The sequence below is a fragment of the Blautia caecimuris genome, assembly GCF_024622975.1.
In the GTDB taxonomy this organism is placed as follows: Bacteria; Bacillota; Clostridia; order Lachnospirales; family Lachnospiraceae; genus Blautia_A; species Blautia_A caecimuris.
Map to the genome: position 1 here is coordinate 80,234 of NZ_JANJZT010000010.1, position 19,184 is coordinate 99,417.

Below are 19,184 nucleotides of genomic sequence, written 5' to 3' on the forward strand. Positions count from 1 at the left end.
ATAAATTAAAAATATTTCATACAAATAGGTACAATAGTTACAGGTGTTAAAAGACCTTCCGCCTTCTACTATCTGAAGCTACTGTACCTTTCTTATATCCATTCCGCCCGTCAGACACGGCCGGGGGAGTGCAGAGGGGGTTCTGTCAGAGAACCCCTTCTGCGTAATTTACTTTAATCCAGTTTGATCTCTTCCAGCTCTTTTTCCGGCAGTTTTTTGGAAGAATCCTTAAGATACTGCTTCAATGCTTTGGAGGATGTTGCAAAGGGAACGTTGGTTCCCGCGCCGCCCATGCAGCCGCCCGGACAGGCCATACCCTCGATCATACATCCTTTCAGCTTGCCTGCCTTTGCAAGAGTCAGCATTTTTTTGCAGTCAGCAAGAGTTTCCGCATGTTCGATATGAACCGGAACTTCCGGATAATATTCTTTCAGACAGGCTTCGATGGCGCCGGCCACACCGCCTGCAACTGCATAGCCGCGTCCGGCAGCAGTGGCATTGTGGAGAGATTCATCGCCCTCAAAAGAAGCCGGATCGATCTCTCTGGCATCAAACATGGCAGAAAGCTCTTCAAAGGTCACGACAAAATCCACATCGCTTCGTACAGAGGTACGTATAGCCTCCAGTTTTTTTGAGGCACAGGGACCTACGAAAACAACCTTGGCATCCGGATGCTCCTGTTTTACCTTACGGGCAGTGGCAACCATAGGAGTAAGCTCCTGAGAAATATTGTCGATCATGTCCGGGAAAAATTTCTTTGCCATCATGGACCAGGAAGGACAGCAGGAGGTCAGAAGAAACGGAAGGTTTCCGGTAGCAACTTCCTTTGCATAGTGGTGCGCCTCGGAAATAGCTCCGATATCTGCTCCCAGAGCAACCTCGTACACATCGGAAAAACCAAGGATCTCAAGGGCAGTTTTAAATTTACGTGGTGTTACGTCTTCTCCGAACTGACTGATATAAGCAGGAGCCACAATGGCAATGATCTTATTTCCTTCACGCAGAGAGTGGGCAAGCTGGAAAATCTGAGATTTGTCAGAAATGGCTCCAAAAGGACAGCTTACCATACACATACCGCAGGAAACACATTTGTCATCCAGGATTTCTGCACGTCCCTGTTCGTCGCTTCCGATGGCCTTTACGCCGCAGGCCTGTTCGCATGGACGGATATTGTGAGAGATGGCATCATAAGGACATACGGCTTTACATTTTCCGCATTTGATACATTTATCCTGATCAATACAGGATTTGCCATTGATCATGGAAATGGCGCCCTTGGGACAGGCCTGCATACATGGGTGAGCCACACAGCCTCTGCACATGTCGCTGACAATATATTTGTTGGGAGGGCAGGCCGCACAGGCAGAAGGAATTACCTGCATAAGGGGCGGTTCATAATATTTTTCATCAATATTGCTGGCTTCCAGTCCTGAAGTCAGATGAACCGCTCTGTTTTCCGGACGGAGAGAAAGTCCCATTGCAAGACGTACACGCTCACTTGCCACAGCACGCTCACGGTAAATGCTCTCTCTGTACTGTGCCCGTTCTTCCACAATGTTATAGGGAATTGCCTCAATGTCATGAATGAGAGTTTCATCTTTGGATTCAAATCCGACTTTTGCCACTTCTGTAAAAATTTTATGACGTATCTGTTTTACAGGAGTATCCAGGTTTCTCATAATCAGTGTCTCCTTTGTATGTATTTTGTCTACCAGTTCTTCTAATCATATATGAAAAAAATTTTAAAATCAATATTTATCCTGTACTTTTAAAAGCACAAGTGAGACATATGGGGAAAAATGTCATCGTTTGGGGTAAAGTGGCCTGTATTTGGACCAGATTGCTGAAAAATGGATATAAATTGTATGGTTTACGGTAAGAATATCTGTATAATTGGAGAAAAAATAACAACAATGTTTAAACTATAACAAACTTTTTGGTTAATTCACAAAATTTCAGAAAAATCAGAAGATAGTACTTGTGGAAACTGCCTGTGTCATGTATAATTACAACATGAGTAACTGGCGAAAATGACCAATGCAATGGATGAAAGGTAAGGATACAAGCGTTAAGGAGGGAAATGCATGTTAGATCAGTCTTATTACACAAAGACGGACGAGATTATTGAGCACTATGGACGTAAAGCGGCGTCCCTGATTCCTATTATGCAGGATATTCAGGCAGAATATCGCTATCTTCCCGGAGAGCTTCTCACTTATGTGGCGGAACAGATCGGTGTGACTGAGGCCAAGGCCTACAGTGTGGCTACATTTTATGAGAACTTTTCTTTTGAACCAAAGGGAAAATATATTATCAAGGTTTGTGACGGAACAGCCTGTCATGTGCGGAAATCCATGCCTGTGAAAGAAGCCATGATGAAGGAACTTGGCTTAAGTCATAAAAAGCATACCACAGATGATATGCTTTTTACCGTAGAAACAGTTTCATGTCTGGGAGCGTGCGGACTGGCTCCAACATTGACTGTTAATGATGAAGTGCACCCGAAAATGACACCGGAAAAAGCGGTGGAGCTGTTGGAAGAACTGAGAGGTGAAAAGGCATGAGTATAATTTCAAAGGAAGATCTGCTCAATAAGCAGAAAGAAGTTCAGAATACGATCAGTACCTATACCTGCCGTGTTCTTGTCTGTTCCGGTACCGGTTGCATGGCTTCCGGAGCACAGAAAATATATGATGAAATGTCAAAGCTCTGCTCTGATCTGGATGGAGTGCAGGTGGAGATGCAGAAAGATATTCCCCATCTTGGCGTGGTAAAAACAGGATGCCAGGGTCTTTGTGAGCTGGGCCCTCTTGTAAGGATCGAGCCGTATGATTATCAGTATGTGCATGTACAGTTGGAGGACTGCAAAGAGATCGTGGACCGTACAGTTCTTCAGGGACAGCCGGTAGAGAGGCTTTTTTACAGAGATCATGACAATATCTGCCCCCATCCGGACGATATTCCGTTTTTAAATCAGCAGACCCGTATCGTTCTGGAAAACTGCGGCAGGATCGATGCAGAGTCCATAGACGAATATATTGCAGCAGGCGGCTTCCAGGCCATGACCAAAGCGTTTTTTGACATGACGCCACAGGAAGTAATTGACGAGGTAACAAAATCCGGGCTGAGAGGACGCGGAGGAGCCGGCTTCCCGGCTGGAAAGAAGTGGGGACAGGTTGCCCGCCAGAAAGAAACTACCCGCTATGTGGTATGTAACGGTGACGAGGGAGACCCGGGCGCATTTATGGACGGCTCCGTTATGGAAGGCGATCCCTATAAGATGATCGAAGGTATGGTGATCGCCGCTTATGCAGTAGGCGCTGAAAACGGATATATCTATGTGCGTGCAGAATATCCTCTTTCTGTAAAAAGACTGCGTATGGCTATTGAACAGGCAGAGGCTTACGGACTTCTGGGAGACAATATCCTGGGTTCCGGCGTAAACTTCCACTTACATATTAACCGGGGCGCAGGCGCATTCGTATGCGGCGAGGGATCTGCTCTGACTGCTTCTATTGAGGGCAACAGAGGCATGCCACGTGTAAAACCTCCCCGTACAGTAGAAAAAGGTCTGTGGGAAAAACCAACGGTCCTGAATAATGTAGAAACTTATGCAAATGTTCCCAAGATCATTCTTCAGGGAGCTGACTGGTTCCGTACCATCGGAACAGAGGGAAGCCCGGGAACAAAGACGTTTTCTCTTACAGGTTCCATTGAAAATACCGGACTGATCGAGGTTCCTATGGGTACAACTCTGCGTCATATTATCTATGACATCGGCGGAGGCTTAAAGAGCGGCGCTGCATTTAAAGGTGTTCAGATCGGCGGCCCTTCCGGCGGCTGTCTGGTAGATGAACAGCTTGATCAGCCCCTTGATTTTGATTCCGTAAAAAAACTGGATGCCATTATGGGTTCCGGCGGTCTGGTAGTTATGGATGAAAATACCTGTATGGTAGAAGTTGCCCGTTTCTTTATGAGCTTTACCCAGAGGGAAAGCTGCGGAAAATGTGTTCCCTGCCGGGAAGGCACCAAACGTATGCTGGAGATTCTGGAGCGGATTGTTGACGGAAAAGGAAAAATGTCAGATCTGGATGAACTGGAAGAGCTTGCAACCATGGTCCAGAGCATGGCTCTCTGCGGACTTGGAAAGAGCGCGCCTCTTCCGGTTATCAGCACTCTGAAACGCTTCCGGGATGAATATGAGGAACATATCCGGGATAAAAAATGTCGTGCAAAGGTTTGTACAGCCCTTCGCCAGTTCCACATTAATGAAGAGTTCTGTATCGGATGCGGCAAGTGCGCCAAGAACTGTCCGGCCGGAGCGATCACCGGAAAGATCAAGCATCCGTATCATATTGATAATGACCGCTGCATCAAGTGCGGTGCATGTAAGGATAACTGTAACTTTGATGCAATTTATGTGGAAGCGTAGAAGGGAGGAACGATTATGGGTACAATGACCATTGACGGTAGAAAAGTTGAATTTACCGATGAAAAAAATGTCCTGACTGTAATCCGTAAAGCAGGCATTAATATACCGACACTGTGCTACCATTCCGAGGTTTCTACCTTTGGCGCATGCCGCCTGTGCACAGTAGAGGATGACAGAGGCAGGACTTTTGCTTCCTGTTCTGAAGAACCGAGAGATGGAATGGTAATCTACACCAACTCCGGAAGGATTAAAAAATATCGTAAGCTGATCGTGGAGCTGCTTCTTGCAGCCCATTGCAGAGACTGCACCACCTGCATTAAAAGCGGTGAGTGTATCCTTCAGGAGCTGGCGCATCGTCTGGGCGTAAGAGATATCCGTTTTGAAAATACAAGAGAGGTGCGTGAGCTTGATACCAGTTCACCGTCTCTGGTGCGTGATCCAAACAAATGTATTCTGTGCGGCGACTGTGTGCGCGCCTGTGAAGAGCTTCAGGGAATCGGAGCCCTTGGCTTTGCCTTCCGTGGCACAGAGGCTATGGTAATGCCTGCTTTTAATAAAAAAATTGCAGAGACCAACTGCGTAAACTGCGGACAGTGCCGTGTATTCTGTCCAACAGGAGCCATCTCAATCAAAACTCATATGGATGAGGTGTGGGATGCTCTTTCTGATCCCAATGTCCGTGTGGTTGCACAGGTTGCTCCGGCAGTCCGTGTGGCAGTAGGGGATCATTACGGACAGCCCAAGGGACGCAGTGTAATGGGCAAAATTGTCAATGCGCTTCACAGAATGGGCTTTGATGAGGTTTATGACACAACCTTCAGCGCGGACCTTACTATTATGGAAGAAAGCGCAGAGTTTTTAAGAAGAGTGGAAAAGGGTGAGAACCTTCCGCTTCTTACCTCCTGCTGTCCGGCCTGGGTAAAATTTGTCACAGATCAGTATAAAGAATTTATTCCGAATATTTCAACCTGCAGATCTCCGCAGCAGATGATGTCTGCAGTGATTAAGGAGTATTTCCGCGATCCGGAAAACGCTCAGGGCAAAAAGACAGTAATGGTTTCCATTATGCCATGTACAGCCAAGAAGGCAGAGGCAATCCGTCCTAACAGCTTTACAAAGGGAGAACAGGACACAGATATTGTGATCACAACAACAGAACTGATCCGGATGATCAACAACTTCGGACTTGATTTTGCGGCACTGGAGCCGGAAGCCTGCGATATGCCCTTTGGTTTTGGTTCCGGCGGCGGAGTGATCTTTGGCGTTACCGGCGGCGTAACAGAGGCTGTGTTAAGACGTCTCTCTCCGGAACATACCAAGGAGGCCATGAGAGAGATTTCCGAGTGCGGCGTTCGAGGCGATGAGGGAATCAAGGAATTCAGCGTTCCTTATAAAGGAATGGAAATCAAGGTCTGCGTAACAAGCGGACTGGCAAATGCCAGAACGGTTATGGAACGAGTAAAGAACGGCGAGGCAGAATATCATCTGATCGAGGTTATGGCCTGCAGACGCGGCTGTATTATGGGCGGAGGCCAGCCTACAAGAGCCGGCGACAGAACAAAGGCAGCCAGAGCCAAAGGCCTTTACAATGCAGACAACACAATGATCATTAAAAAATCAGATGAAAATCCTCTTGTGGTGGAGCTGTATGATACTCTCCTTAAAGGTAAAGAACATGAGCTTCTTCATAATGAATTTTATTAAATGAAATAATGAAAAAGGGCGGGTATGACTGTGAAAAGGGCAGTTGATACCTGCCTTTTTCACAATATGTAGTTTGAAGGCTTGAAGTCCTAAAAAAGACTCATAAAAAATCAATCATCATACTGAACAATACAGTAGTGAGGGGGGATTTAAAGATATTTTGCTGGATTTGTAATGGGAAGAGATCCTGCTGTAAACGATAGCAAAGAGGCTTCCATATATTTCTTGCACCTAGCTTCCGTTTGCGTTAAAATAATTTAAGAAATAATGAATTTAAAACTACATAAAAGAGGTGTCATCATGCGTGAAATTCAAGCATCACAGATCACAGAAGTAATTGAGCGTCTCTGCATAGAGGCAAATACGGTTTTGCCGCAGGATATGAAACAGGCAATCCGAACCTGCAGGGCCTGTGAGGACGGAGAAATTGCCAGAGGCGTTCTGGACAATATTATTGAAAATTATGAAATCGCGGAAAATGAACAGGTTCCTATCTGTCAGGATACAGGAATGGCCTGTGTGTTCCTGGAAATCGGCCAGGACGTACATATTGCAGGCGGAGATCTGACGGAAGCTGTGAATGAAGGCGTCCGCAGAGGCTATGACAAAGGCTATCTCCGCAAATCTGTTGTGAAGGATCCTGTGCGCAGAGGAAATACCGGGGACAACACACCTGCCATGCTTTACATAGAGATCGTTCCCGGAGATCAGATCAAAATTACGGTAGGTCCCAAGGGCTTTGGAAGTGAAAATATGAGCGCCATCCGTATGTTCAAGCCATCCGCAGGCATTCAGGGCATTAAGGATTTTATTCTGGAAACAGTAGAAAATGCCGGTCCGAATCCATGTCCTCCTATGGTAGTGGGCGTAGGAATCGGAGGAACCTTTGATAAGGCGGCTCTTCTTGCCAAAAAAGCGCTGATGCGTCCCGTAGATTCAGAAAATCCGGATCCTTATTATGCAGATCTGGAAAAGGAAATGCTTCAGAAGATCAATGAGCTGGGAATCGGTCCCCAGGGCTTTGGCGGCAGAACAACAGCAGTGGGATTAAATATCGAAACCATGCCCACACACATTGCAGGAATGCCCTGTGCAATCAACATCAGCTGCCATGTGACCAGACATAAGACGGAGGTGCTTTAAGATGGAACGACATATTACTTTACCCCTTACAGAAGAAATTGCAAGAAGCCTTCGTGCAGGAGATTCTGTTTACCTGACAGGAGAGATCTACACTTCCAGAGATGCCGGTCATAAGAGAATGTGCGAGGCTCTGGAAAGAGGAGAAGAGCTTCCCTTTGATCCAAAGGACGCTACCATCTATTATGTAGGTCCTACCCCTGCCAAGCCGGGACAGGTGATCGGTTCTGCAGGTCCTACTACAAGCGGAAGGATGGATGCCTATGCGCCAACCATGATGTCTGTGGGAGCAAGAGGAATGATCGGAAAAGGCGCCCGCCTTCCGGAGGTGGTGGAAGCCATGAAAAAATATGGCGGAGTTTATTTTGGAGCCATCGGAGGAGCCGGAGCCCTTCTTGCAAAATGCATCAAAAAAGCAGAGCTGGTAGCTTATGAGGATCTTCAGTCAGAAGCTTTAAGACGCCTTTATGTGGAGGATATGCCTCTTGTTGTAATTATTGACAGTGAGGGAAGAAATCTTTATGAGGAGGGAAGGGAAGCCTACCTTTCCCATAAGAGAGATTAATGTTCTGCCATAAACAAAGCTGACTTGGAATGCATGTCATTTTGTAAATCCCGGGACATACAGGGTAAAATGCCATCGCCCAAGGTGATTTGGAATGCATTTTGACCAGGTTGCTGTGTTGTAAACAGCAACATAAATTCTGAAAAACAGACAAAATTTATCCAAAATAATATTGACAGCAGTCTGCTTTCGGGGATATACTGAAAGCAGATCATGGCATGGGAAATGCCGGAATAAAAACAAAATTTTTAATTAAAGGAGGAAGAACAAATGGCAGTTATGGATGGATGCGAAAGCCAGCACAGAACTTCAGTAATTGAAGAGAGAGTATGTCCGAAATGCGGAAAAGAGGTGGAAGTCTTTACTTCCCGCGGAAAGCTTACAGAAGATACTGTCTGCTCCTGCGGCTATGTATTTCAGGCAGAGGAAGCGGTTCCTCTGAAAACAGAGCACAAGGATAAATAATCATCCCGCGGATTAGTTCAGAAGTACTGATAAGGCTATATTCAAATGATGGAAACAGGAACTTCAGGTTTGTATTTATGACAAATGGCAAACCTTCAGGTTCCTGTTTTTATTTTGAGGCAGAGGAAGGCTGGACATGTTTTATTTGGGGAAGATTGTGTTGGTGTTCCGGAATTCAGAAGGCGGAAGCCCTGTCTGTTTTTTGAACAGCCTGCTGAAATACAGAGGGTTCTCATAACCCACAACTGCAGCCACTTCAGAAACAGAATAGGTTGTAGTGCGGAGCAGGGTTTTTGCATTTGTGATCCGGAGATTGACAATATACTGCATAGGCGTAACCCCGTTGTAGCGCTTGAAGCTGCGGATAAACCAACAGGTACTCATATGCCGGGACAGGGCATAATCTTCCACGGAAATGTTTTCTGTAAAATGCTCATTAAAAAACTGGGTGGCAGCTTCCATTTCTTTTTGGAGAATCTGGTTTTGTGCCGTGCCCACAGGGGCCTGACGGCTGACTAAAAGAAACAGTTCCCGCAGCAGGATTGAAAGGTATTCTTCATAATGAGGCTTGGTAAGCTGCAGCTCCTGGATCATTTTTCGGAAAATCTGATGATATTCCGGAGAATTGCCAGTCTGGATCACCCGCCCTGTTTCAAATAAACCATATTCCTTTAAAATATTTTTTACATTGCTGCCTGTAAAATGCACCCAGTATACTTCTGTCTGGTCTGTTCCATAATAAACGTATTTCTGCATTTCTCTGGGCTTATATAAAATCATGTGCCCGGCTTCTATAATCTGTTCTTTGTTGTCAAAAAAGAAATGTCCCTTTCCTGCGGCAATGTAAAGCAGCTGATAATCAATTCTTCCTCTTGGTCGGTAGGTGGGAAGCCTGGGCTGATGGATCAGACGGTAGGTTCCGCAGCTTCCCACCACCAGAGGTCTGGTTTTGTCCTTAAAATCCAACAAAGAATTATGCAGATAGCCGGAATTGATATACATAATGGTTCCTCCTGTTTCAGAAAATATCCTGCGATATAAAAAGTGTATCATTTTGTGCATATTTTGTCCAATGAAGTTTATGGACGAACAATGTAAAAAAGGCGTAAAATAACGTTAAATCAAAGGAAAAGTAAAAGAAAGCAAGGAGGAACACGTTGTGATTGTGCCAAAATATTATGAGGACTTAAAAATAGTGCATGAAAATACCATGCCTTACAGAGCCTATTATATTCCGGCATCCCATTATATGGGTTCGCTGACAGAAGACAGGTTTTTTTCGGACCGTATCATGGCGCTGAACGGAACATGGCAGTTTCAGTATTTCAGCAGTATTTATGATGTGCAGGAAAAATTTTATGAACCGGATTATGACTGCAGCAGTTTTAGTGAGGTGGAGGTGCCGGGAGTCTGGCAGAATTACGGATATGACAGCCACCAGTATACCAACGTAAGGTATCCGATTCCTCTGGACCCTCCCTATGTCCCTCAGGAAAATCCATGCGGAGCCTATGTGCGTAAATTTTACTACGAAAAATCAGAAGAAGCTCCAAAGGCATATCTGAATTTTGAGGGTGTGGATTCCTGTTTTTATGTGTGGGTAAATGGGGAGTATGCAGGGTACAGTCAGGTTTCTCATGCCACCAGTGAATTTGACGTGACAGAGGCTCTGGTAAATGGAGAAAATACTCTGGCCGTTCTGGTTCTGAAGTGGTGCGACGGAACCTATCTGGAAGATCAGGATAAGTTTCGTATGAGCGGAATCTTCCGGGACGTCTATCTTTTGAACCGCCCGGAAAACATTGTGTATGATTATTTTACCACAACAGAAATCCAGGAAGATCAGTCAGTGATCACGGTGCAGGCAAACTATCAGGGAATGGCTGTTCCAACAAAGCTTACCCTGTATGATGCAGAGAAACAGGAAATCGCTTCTCAGATGCTTTGGGAAGAATCCGGAGAGCTTTATACTCATAAGGCAGTTCTTACAGTAAAAAATGCAAAGCTGTGGAATCCGGAGCAGCCTTATTTATATACTCTGCTAATAGAAACACAGGGAGAAGTGATTGCAGACCGGATCGGTATCCGGGAAATCTGTGTGAAGGATGCTGTCATCTATCTGAATGGCACTGCTGTTAAATTTAAGGGAGTGAACCGCCATGACTCGGATCCGGTGACCGGGTTTGTCATTGGGCCTGACCAGATGAAAAAAGATCTACAGATGATGAAGGAAAACAACTTTAATGCAGTCCGCAGCAGCCATTATCCCAATGCGCCTTATTTTTATCAGCTCTGTGATGAGTATGGATTTTTTGTGATCGCAGAGGCAGACAATGAAAGTCATGGAACCCAGTCCCAGTATTTAAAAGATTCCAGCTGGGAAAATGTAAGCCAGAGGTGGAATGAGAGGATTTCTGATAACCCGGATTTCATACCGGCTACCCTGGACCGTACCAGACTTTGCGTACACAGGGAGAAAAACCGCCCTAGCATTGTGATCTGGTCCATGGGAAATGAATGTGGCTATGGCTGTACCTTTGAGGAAGCTTTAAAGTGGACAAAGCAGTTTGATAAAACAAGGCTGACCTGCTATGAAAGCTCTTTTTATCGGAATAATAAAAGAAAATACGATTACAGCAATATTGATATTTTCAGCAGAATGTATCCTTCTCTGGAAGAAATCCAGGAATATATGGAACAGAAACCGGATAAGCCCTTTCTTTTGATCGAATACTGTCATGCCATGGGAAACGGACCGGGAGATCTGGAGGATTATTTCCAGATGATTTATCAATATGACCAGCTTTGCGGAGGCTTTGTGTGGGAGTGGTGTGATCATGGAGTGTACCGGGGAAAGGCTGCTAATGGAAAAGAAAAGTATTTTTACGGAGGAGATTTTGGGGAAGAGGTCCATGACGGCAATTTCTGTATGGACGGACTGGTATATCCTGACCGGACACCTCATACCGGGCTTCTGGAATACCGGAATGTGCACCGCCCGGCAAGAGTGGTGACTTTCCGGCAGGAAACCGGAGAGCTGTGCCTGAAAAATTATATGAATCACCTGGATTTAAAGGATTATATTGAGCTGGCATTGGAAGTGACCTGTGATGGAAAAATCCTCAAAAAGGAAGAAATGGAACTGAAGGAGTCCATACTGCCCGGGCAGACAGGAAGCATTTTTCTGGATATTCCGGTTCCGGAACGGGGAAAATGTTACCTGAAAATATCCTATTACTTAAAACAGGGAAATGCCCTTGTTGTTCCCGGAAGTGTGCTGGGATTTGATGAGATATTGTTGAAAAATAAAGATGGTAGAAATCAGCAGGCGGTGTGTATTCTGGAAAACCGGAGAGAGGATCAGGCATCTGTGCAGGTTACGGAAACGGATCGGTTCCTTACTATCGAAAGCGAGAAGTTTACATATCGCTACAGTAAACTTTCCGGATTATTTGAACAGGTAAGCTTAAATGGAAAGGAACTGCTGGCTGCGCCAATGGAAGTGAATATCTGGCGGGCGCCAACAGACAATGACCGAAAGATCAAGCTGGAATGGAAGGCAGCCGGATATGACCGCAGCAAAGCCAGAGCTTATGATACAACATGGGAGATAAGGAGAGGAGCTGCCGGCTGTGTCAATGATGAAAGCGTTATCATCCACAGCACCATGTCTGTGGCGGCAGCAGCGCTTCAAAAGGTTCTGGATATCGAAGCCGAATGGAAGGTACAGAGTACCGGAGAAATCTCTGTAACCATGCAGGTAAAAAAGAACATGGAATTTCCACAGCTTCCACGGTTTGGGCTTCGGTTATTTTTAAAGAAAGAGTATGAAGGCCTGAAATTCTATGGACTGGGGCCTCACGAAAGCTATGTGGATAAGCGCAGATCCTGCAGCCATGGCCTTTATGAATCCACAGTAGAAGAGCAGCATGAGGATTATCTGCGCCCCCAGGAAAACGGAAGTCATACAGACTGTGATTATATGGTCCTGGAAAAAGAAGCACAGACTTTTATGGCTGTATCTCCAAAGCCTTTTGCATTTAATGTATCTTATTACACCCAGGAAGAACTGACAGAAAAGGCACATAATTTTGAACTGGAAAAATCAGGCAACACTGTTGTCTGTCTGGATTATGGGCAGAATGGAATCGGCTCCAACAGCTGCGGTCCAAAGCTTCGCAAAGAATATCGGCTGGATCAAGAAAGATTTACATTTGAGATGATGTTTATTTGGAAAGGAATGAGAGGAACACATGAATGAAAAAAAGTATTTAAAATGGTACAACAAAGTAGGATATGGCTCCGGGGATATTGCAGGAAATGTGGTCTATGCGTTTTTGTCCTCCTTTGTCATGATTTATCTGACAAATACAGTAGGGCTGAATCCCGGAATTATCGGAACTCTGATTGCAGTGTCAAAATTATTTGACGGAATCACAGACGTCTTTTTTGGCTCTCTGATCGACAAAACAAAAAGCAGACTGGGTAAGGCAAGACCCTGGATGCTGTATGGATATATTGGCTGTGCCGTAACACTGGTGGCTATTTTTGCTATTCCTGCTGACATGGGAGAGTTTGCCCAGTATGCCTGGTTCTTTATTGCCTATACTCTGTTAAACGCAGTTTTTTATACTGCGAATAATATTGCCTATTCTGCCCTGACAGCCCTGGTGACAAAAAACAGCAAGGAACGTGTACAGATGGGTTCCTATCGTTTTATCTTTGCTTTTTCAACCAGTCTTCTGATCCAGTCTCTGACCATTGGATTTGTGGAATGGATGGGCGGCGGAGCTGCCGGATGGAGAACAGTCGCTATTATTTATGCAGTGATCGGACTTGCAGTGAATACGATTTCCGTATTTTCTGTGAAGGAACTGCCGGAAGAAGAATTAAATGATGGAAAAGCAGCCGGAACAGATGAGAAGTATTCCCTGATCGATGCCGGAAAGCTTTTATTTACCAATAAGTATTATGTAATGATCTGTATCACCTATATTTTGCAGCAGATTTATACTGCCATGTTAAACATGGGTATTTATTATATGACCTATATTCTGTTTAATGAAAATCTGTACGGTGTATTTTCCTGGGCCATAAATATCCCTTTAATTATTGCGCTGCTGGTTACGCCGGTTCTGGTGGAAAAATGGAAGGGTATGTACAAACTGAATCTGACGGGATATGTGATCGGAACCATTGGAAGGGCTCTGGTTGTAGTAGCCGGTTACCTGGGAAGCGTGCCGCTGATGCTTTTATTTACCGGCATCGCAGCCTTTGGTATGGGACCCTGGCAGGGAGATATGAATGCAGTGATCGCTTCCTGTTCGGAATATACTTATCTGACAAAGCACAAAAGAGTAGACGGAACCATGTACTCCTGTACCTCTCTTGGCATTAAGCTGGGAGGCGGAATTGGAATCGCCATTACCGGCTGGCTTCTGGATCTCAGTGGCTTTGACGGAGCTTTGGGTGTACAGAGTGATTCCTGTATCCAGATGCTTCAGATCATGTATCTTTGGGTTCCGGTGGCAATTACACTGATTATTACATTTATCATGTCAAAAATGAACGTGGAACGCGCCAATGAGAAACTTTTACAGGAACAGGCTGTTAAAAGCGATATGCATGATTAAAATAAACTGCATAGAAATCCATGACTTCCTGTAAATAGTTGATAAGCTTTTTCATAAGGCTGTACCTCCTTTCCTGATTTCTGACCTTATTATACTCTATCAGAGGAAGATATGCATGCCAAATGAAAAAAAGAAGCAGCCATATTTTGAAGAGAGAGGAGAAGGAACATGCAGCCGTCTTATGAAGAGAAAAAAGAAAAGTTCAGTATAATAAGAAAAAAACCTCATCATGTTCCCCCTCACCTTCACAATGCCATTGAGCTGGTATATGTAACAAAAGGGGAGCTGGAGCTTGGCGTTGGCTGTGAGCTGTATCATATGGAGCAGGGAGATTTTGCAGTGGTATTTCCGGATCTGATCCATCATTATCAGGTGTTCTCTCATGGAAAAAATGAAGTATATCTGTTTTATGCATCGTTGGAGCTCAGTGGACCGTTTATGACCTTGCTTCAGAAAAAATGTCCGGAAAATCCAGTGATTTCCAGGGGAAAATTACACGAGGAGGTCAAAAATGCGTTAGGCTGTCTGATAAAAGACAAGAAGGTAAACGAGGTTGTGGGGCAGGCTTATTTACAGATTATATTATACCGGTGCAGGGAGAACTTCCGGTTCATAGAAAAAGATCGTGTGGGGAGTAATGATCTGATATATACGGTTATGACGTATCTGTTGTCTCACTTTCAGGAAACGCTGACACTTGGAAGTGTGGCTGAAAATCTTGGCGTAAATAAGTTTGCTTTATCCAAAATCTTTTCCGGTGTTTTTCATACGAATTTTAATCAGTATCTTAATGAGATCCGGCTGAACTATGCTTCCTCTCTTCTGGAAAATACAGACAGGAGAATTACGGATATTTATCTGGAAGCCGGGTTTGAAAGCCAGAGAACCTTTAATCGTGTCTTTCGGCAGAGATATGGAAGAACTCCCGGCGAATACAGAAAATCGTTCTGGGAACAGGAGAATACAGACATCATGAAAACCTGATCATAAAATAAAAGGCTTCTGCCCGCTTCATTTACAGTAACAATAACAGACCTGTTTCAGAGATTTGTCTCAAAAGTAACATGAATAAAATGTCTCCTGCATATAAATATAACAATACATGGGATTGTGTGAATATATGCAAGGGGGCATTTTTATGGAAAATTTTCAGGTTTACCGGGATATTCAGGCACGTACCGGCGGTGATATATACATAGGTGTTGTAGGACCTGTCCGCACCGGAAAGTCCACATTTATCAGACGTTTCATGGAGCAGCTGGCCCTTCCGGCAATGAGCGGGGAGCAGCAGGCAGAGGTAAGAGATCAGCTTCCTTTAAGTGGTTCCGGAAAGCTGATCACAACAGTGGAACCAAAGTTTATTCCAAGAGAGGCGGTTCCGGTTACTCTGGGAGAGGATCAGAAGGTTCGGATCCGTCTGATAGACTGTGTAGGTTATTTGGTTAAAGATGCTTCCGGCCATGTGGAGGAAGGCAGAGAGAGAATGGTAAAAACCCCCTGGTCCTCCAGAGCCATTCCTTTCCATGAGGCAGCAGAGGTGGGAACAGGAAGAGTGATCCGGGAACATTCCACCATTGGACTTCTGATCACAGGGGACGGAAGCTTTGGAGAAATCCCAGGCGAAAATTTCAGAGAGGCAGAAGAAAAGACAGTCCAGGAATTAAAAAAACAGGGAAAACCCTTTCTGATCCTGGTAAATTCTCAGATGCCGTATAAAGAAGAAACCTTACAGCTTGCAGAAAGCCTTCAGAAAAAATACGGAGTGACAACGGTCACAGCTAACTGTGAGCAGCTGAAAAAAGAAGATATCACCAGAATTCTGGAAAAGGTGCTTTATGAATTTCCGGTCAGTGAAATTCATTTCTATGTGCCTAAATGGGTAGAAATGCTTCCTCTGGATCATGAACTGAAATCACAGATCCTGGGACAGATCCGGAAGCTGATGAAGGAGTTGGCTCATATCCGTGATGTGACTAAGGAAAGGGTGCAGCTGGAAGGTCCTTACGTGCAGGATACTCTTCTTGATCATGTAGGACTTTCCGATGGCGTTGTCAGAATACGGGTCCAGATCAAAGATGAGTATTATTACAGGATCTTAAGCGAGCTGTGCGGAGTTTCTATGGCAAGCGAGTATGACCTGATCCATACGATGAAAGAGCTTTCCCAGATGAAAGAAAAATATGTTAAGGTTCAGTCTGCTCTGGAAGCGGTCCGGGGGACCGGATACGGTGTGGTGGTGCCGGAGCTTGGAGAGGTTGAGATTGAAGAGCCGACGGTGATGAAACAGGGAAATAAATTCGGGGTGAGAATCCGTTCAAAAAGCCCTTCCATTCATATGATAAAAGCCAATATTGAGACAGAGATCGCGCCTATAGTAGGAACAGAGCAGCAGGCGCAGGATCTGATCCAGTATATCGGACAGAGCGGCCAACGGGGCGAAAGCATCTGGGAGACAAATATTTTCGGCAAGTCCATAGAACAGCTTGTACAGGACGGCATCCGGAATAAGCTGGCTTCCATTGGAGAAGAAAGCCAGGTGAAGCTTCAGGATACCATGCAGAAGATTGTCAATGACAGCAAGGGCGGGATGGTGTGTATTATCATCTGAGCTTTTTTGTATCAAAAAAAGAATAGCAGGGGACAGCAGCTTCTTCAGATGGTAAATGCGGGAGCTGTTCTGTGCCGGAAGCAGGAACGCTGTTTAAATGAAGAGCTGCTGTGGTTTATGTTCTGTTAAAAAAAGAATATGGACTGTGGCAGTTTTTCCATTTCATAAAAACTTCTGAAAATAAAGATTGACATTTTATGGCAATTGTATTATCATACTAACATACAAAGTTAGTATGTAATTAAAAAGAAAGGCGGAACTGGATTATGGCAAAAATTTACAAAGGAGCGCTGGGGCTGATCGGAAATACTCCTCTGGTAGAAATATCCAATATTGAAAAAGAACTTTCTCTTCCGGCAGCTGTTCTTGTGAAACTGGAGTATCTGAATCCTGCCGGAAGCGTCAAGGACAGAGTGGCAAAAGCAATGATCGAGGACGCGGAGAAAAAAGGCCTCCTGAAAGAAGGTTCTGTGATCATTGAGCCTACCTCGGGAAATACAGGGATCGGGCTTGCTGCTATTGCGGCAGTCAAGGGATATCGGGTGATTCTTACCATGCCTGAGACCATGAGTGTGGAAAGAAGAAATATCCTGAAGGCATACGGAGCAGAGATTGTCCTTACCGAAGGCGCAAAGGGCATGAAAGGGGCGATTGAAAAGGCGGAGCAGCTTGCAGGAGAAATTCCGGGCGCCTTTATTCCCGGACAGTTTGTAAATCCTGCGAATTCTGCAGCCCACAGATCATCAACAGGCCCGGAGATCTGGGAGGACACAGAGGGAAAGGTAGATATTTTTGTAGCAGGCGTAGGCACAGGCGGAACTCTGACCGGTGTGGGAGAATATCTGAAAGCTAAAAATCCTCAGATCAGGATCGTGGCAGTAGAGCCTTCGGATTCTCCTGTACTTTCAGAAGGAAAGAGCGGCCCTCACAAGCTTCAGGGAATCGGCGCAGGCTTTGTACCTGAGGTTTTAAATACAGATATTTACGATGAGATCATTCAGATCAGAAGTGAGGAGGCATATGCAGCGTCAAAGCTTCTTGCAAAAAAAGAAGGCGTACTGGTAGGAATTTCCTCCGGAGCAGCTCTTCATGCAGCCTTTGAGCTTGCACGGCGTCCGGAAAATAAAGGAAAGACCATTGTAGCCCTCCTTCCGGATTCAGGAGACCGATACTATTCCACCCCTCTGTTTATGGAACAGTAAAAACAACGATTGTCTGGCAGATAAAGAATAACGAGGAGTAAAATTATGGGTGAAAAAATCAGAAGAGAAAACAGGAAATTTAAGTTTGAGACACTTCAGCTGCATGTAGGACAGGAAAATCCGGATCCGGCAACAGATGCCAGAGCGGTTCCTATTTATCAGAGCTCTTCCTTTGTATTTCGCAACTGTGACCATGCGGCGGCAAGATTTGATCTAAGTGATGCGGGAAATATTTACGGAAGGCTGACCAATCCCACTCAGGATGTTTTTGAGAAACGGATGGCAGCCCTGGAGGGAGGAGCGGCAGCTCTTGCAGTGGCTTCCGGGGCAGCAGCTATTTCCTATTCCATTCAGAATGTGGCGCAGAACGGTGGTCATATTGTTGCGGCAAAAAATATTTACGGAGGAACCTTTAACCTGCTTCTCCACACACTTCCCCAGTATGGGATCACAACCACCTTTGTAGATATTTTTAATGACGGAGAGCTGGAAGCAGCCATTCAGGATAATACAAAAGCTGTGTTTATTGAAACTCTGGGAAATCCTAATTCAGATGTGGTAGATATTGAAGCAGCAGCCCAAATCGCTCATAAGCATAAAATTCCCCTTATTGTGGATAATACCTTTGCAACGCCTTATCTGGTGCGCCCCATAGAATACGGGGCAGATATTGTGGTACATTCTGCAACAAAATTTATTGGCGGACACGGAACAGCCGTGGGAGGTGTGATCGTAGACGGAGGAAAATTTGACTGGGAGGCATCCGGAAAATTTCCTGTTCTTACAGAGCCTGACCCAAGCTATCACGGAATCAGTTTTACAAAGGCGGCAGGTCCGGCAGCCTTTGTTACCAGGATCCGTGCGATCCTTCTCAGAGATACTGGAGCCACTCTGTCGCCTTTTCATGCATTTCTGTTTCTTCAGGGACTGGAAACTCTGTCTTTAAGGGTAGAACGTCATGTGGAAAATGCGCTTAAAGTAGCGGAATATCTTAACAGTCATCCTCAGGTGGAATGTGTCCACCATCCGTCTGTGACACAGGATGAAAGCCAGAAAGCTCTTTATCAGAAGTATTTCCCAAAGGGCGGCGGTTCCATTTTTACCTTTGAGATCAGAGGCGGCAAACAAAAGGCAAAAGACTTTATTGACAATCTGGAGCTGTTTTCTCTTCTGGCAAATGTAGCGGATGTGAAATCTCTGGTGATTCATCCTGCCACTACCACTCACAGCCAGTGTACGGAAGAGGAGCTTCTTGAACAGGGAATCCGGCCGAATACCATCCGGCTTTCTGTGGGAACGGAAAATATCGATGATATTATTCAGGATCTGGAAGAGGCTTTTAAGGCAGTGCTGTGAGGCATGTAAGCCGAAAATGGAAGTAGTTACTGCGAAGGTTGTGAACAATAACCGGAAGTCCCAATGACAGAATAAAACA

14 protein-coding genes are annotated in these 19,184 nt (G+C 45.1%); 12 read left to right on the top strand and 2 right to left on the bottom strand.

The features are described from left to right. Positions 1-173: 173 nt before the first annotated feature. Positions 174-1,679 carry a 4Fe-4S dicluster domain-containing protein gene (locus tag NSA57_RS08355; RefSeq protein ID WP_257464548.1) on the bottom strand — a complete coding sequence of 502 codons (1,506 nt, stop codon included), beginning with the start codon at positions 1,677-1,679 and terminating at the stop codon, positions 174-176. Positions 1,680-2,084: 405 nt separating this feature from the next. On the opposite strand from NSA57_RS08355, the gene NSA57_RS08360 reads away from it, so the two are divergent. The 6 genes from NSA57_RS08360 to NSA57_RS08385 all read left to right on the top strand — a co-directional run bounded on the left by NSA57_RS08360 (position 2,085) and on the right by NSA57_RS08385 (position 8,306). Further along, positions 2,085-2,564: a complex I 24 kDa subunit family protein gene (locus NSA57_RS08360; protein WP_138269913.1), complete on the top strand. Its 480-nt coding sequence runs from the start codon at positions 2,085-2,087 to the stop codon at positions 2,562-2,564. After that, entirely contained in the window at positions 2,561-4,432 is a 1,872-nt protein-coding gene (locus tag NSA57_RS08365) for an NADH-quinone oxidoreductase subunit NuoF (protein ID WP_138269914.1), read from the top strand. The genes NSA57_RS08360 and NSA57_RS08365 overlap by 4 nt, the downstream gene beginning before the upstream one ends. Positions 4,433-4,447: 15 nt before the next feature. Next, positions 4,448-6,136, top strand: coding sequence for a [FeFe] hydrogenase, group A (locus NSA57_RS08370; RefSeq protein ID WP_022067206.1), 1,689 nt, complete (start codon positions 4,448-4,450; stop codon positions 6,134-6,136). A 300-nt stretch (positions 6,137-6,436) separates the two neighbouring features. Further along, positions 6,437-7,279 carry a fumarate hydratase gene (locus NSA57_RS08375; protein WP_257464549.1) on the top strand — a complete coding sequence of 281 codons (843 nt, stop codon included), beginning with the start codon at positions 6,437-6,439 and terminating at the stop codon, positions 7,277-7,279. A 1-nt stretch (position 7,280) separates the two neighbouring features. Beyond that, positions 7,281-7,841 carry a Fe-S-containing hydro-lyase gene (locus NSA57_RS08380; RefSeq protein ID WP_257464550.1) on the top strand — a complete coding sequence of 187 codons (561 nt, stop codon included), beginning with the start codon at positions 7,281-7,283 and terminating at the stop codon, positions 7,839-7,841. Positions 7,842-8,111: 270 nt separating this feature from the next. Next, positions 8,112-8,306: a hypothetical protein gene (locus NSA57_RS08385; protein ID WP_022067209.1), complete on the top strand. Its 195-nt coding sequence runs from the start codon at positions 8,112-8,114 to the stop codon at positions 8,304-8,306. Positions 8,307-8,447: 141 nt separating this feature from the next. On the opposite strand, the gene NSA57_RS08390 is transcribed toward NSA57_RS08385, so the two are convergent. Next, positions 8,448-9,308: an AraC family transcriptional regulator gene (locus NSA57_RS08390; protein WP_257464551.1), complete on the bottom strand. Its 861-nt coding sequence runs from the start codon at positions 9,306-9,308 to the stop codon at positions 8,448-8,450. A 157-nt stretch (positions 9,309-9,465) separates the two neighbouring features. On the opposite strand from NSA57_RS08390, the gene NSA57_RS08395 reads away from it, so the two are divergent. From NSA57_RS08395 to NSA57_RS08420, 6 genes are all read left to right on the top strand, one after another. Next, positions 9,466-12,567, top strand: coding sequence for a glycoside hydrolase family 2 TIM barrel-domain containing protein (locus tag NSA57_RS08395; RefSeq protein ID WP_257464552.1), 3,102 nt, complete (start codon positions 9,466-9,468; stop codon positions 12,565-12,567). Further along, on the top strand, positions 12,560-13,939 hold the full coding sequence (locus NSA57_RS08400) for an MFS transporter (protein ID WP_257464553.1): 1,380 nt from the start codon (positions 12,560-12,562) through the stop codon (positions 13,937-13,939). The genes NSA57_RS08395 and NSA57_RS08400 overlap by 8 nt, the downstream gene beginning before the upstream one ends. A gap of 168 nt (positions 13,940-14,107) precedes the next feature. After that, complete coding sequence (locus tag NSA57_RS08405) at positions 14,108-14,923, top strand: AraC family transcriptional regulator (RefSeq protein ID WP_257464554.1); 816 nt, start codon at positions 14,108-14,110, stop codon at positions 14,921-14,923. A 154-nt stretch (positions 14,924-15,077) separates the two neighbouring features. Next, on the top strand, positions 15,078-16,547 hold the full coding sequence (gene spoIVA / locus NSA57_RS08410; RefSeq protein WP_147599205.1) for a stage IV sporulation protein A: 1,470 nt from the start codon (positions 15,078-15,080) through the stop codon (positions 16,545-16,547). Positions 16,548-16,813: 266 nt separating this feature from the next. Further along, positions 16,814-17,749 carry a cysteine synthase A gene (gene cysK / locus NSA57_RS08415; protein WP_257464555.1) on the top strand — a complete coding sequence of 312 codons (936 nt, stop codon included), beginning with the start codon at positions 16,814-16,816 and terminating at the stop codon, positions 17,747-17,749. Between the two features lie 45 nt (positions 17,750-17,794). Continuing rightward, positions 17,795-19,105, top strand: a complete 1,311-nt coding sequence (locus NSA57_RS08420) for an O-acetylhomoserine aminocarboxypropyltransferase/cysteine synthase family protein (protein ID WP_257464556.1) — start codon at positions 17,795-17,797, stop codon at positions 19,103-19,105. Positions 19,106-19,184: the final 79 nt, after the last annotated feature.

Bases quoted from the DNA above. Each gene is read 5' to 3' on its own strand.
- NSA57_RS08355 (WP_257464548.1), bottom strand. From the start codon at position 1,679: ATGAGAAACCTGGATACTCCTGTAAAACAGATACGTCATAAAATTTTT.
- NSA57_RS08360 (WP_138269913.1), top strand. From the start codon at position 2,085: ATGTTAGATCAGTCTTATTACACAAAGACGGACGAGATTATTGAGCAC.
- NSA57_RS08365 (WP_138269914.1), top strand. From the start codon at position 2,561: ATGAGTATAATTTCAAAGGAAGATCTGCTCAATAAGCAGAAAGAAGTT.
- NSA57_RS08370 (WP_022067206.1), top strand. From the start codon at position 4,448: ATGGGTACAATGACCATTGACGGTAGAAAAGTTGAATTTACCGATGAA.
- NSA57_RS08375 (WP_257464549.1), top strand. From the start codon at position 6,437: ATGCGTGAAATTCAAGCATCACAGATCACAGAAGTAATTGAGCGTCTC.
- NSA57_RS08380 (WP_257464550.1), top strand. From the start codon at position 7,281: ATGGAACGACATATTACTTTACCCCTTACAGAAGAAATTGCAAGAAGC.
- NSA57_RS08385 (WP_022067209.1), top strand. From the start codon at position 8,112: ATGGCAGTTATGGATGGATGCGAAAGCCAGCACAGAACTTCAGTAATT.
- NSA57_RS08390 (WP_257464551.1), bottom strand. From the start codon at position 9,308: ATGTATATCAATTCCGGCTATCTGCATAATTCTTTGTTGGATTTTAAG.
- NSA57_RS08400 (WP_257464553.1), top strand. From the start codon at position 12,560: ATGAATGAAAAAAAGTATTTAAAATGGTACAACAAAGTAGGATATGGC.
- NSA57_RS08405 (WP_257464554.1), top strand. From the start codon at position 14,108: ATGCAGCCGTCTTATGAAGAGAAAAAAGAAAAGTTCAGTATAATAAGA.
- spoIVA (WP_147599205.1), top strand. From the start codon at position 15,078: ATGGAAAATTTTCAGGTTTACCGGGATATTCAGGCACGTACCGGCGGT.
- cysK (WP_257464555.1), top strand. From the start codon at position 16,814: ATGGCAAAAATTTACAAAGGAGCGCTGGGGCTGATCGGAAATACTCCT.
- NSA57_RS08420 (WP_257464556.1), top strand. From the start codon at position 17,795: ATGGGTGAAAAAATCAGAAGAGAAAACAGGAAATTTAAGTTTGAGACA.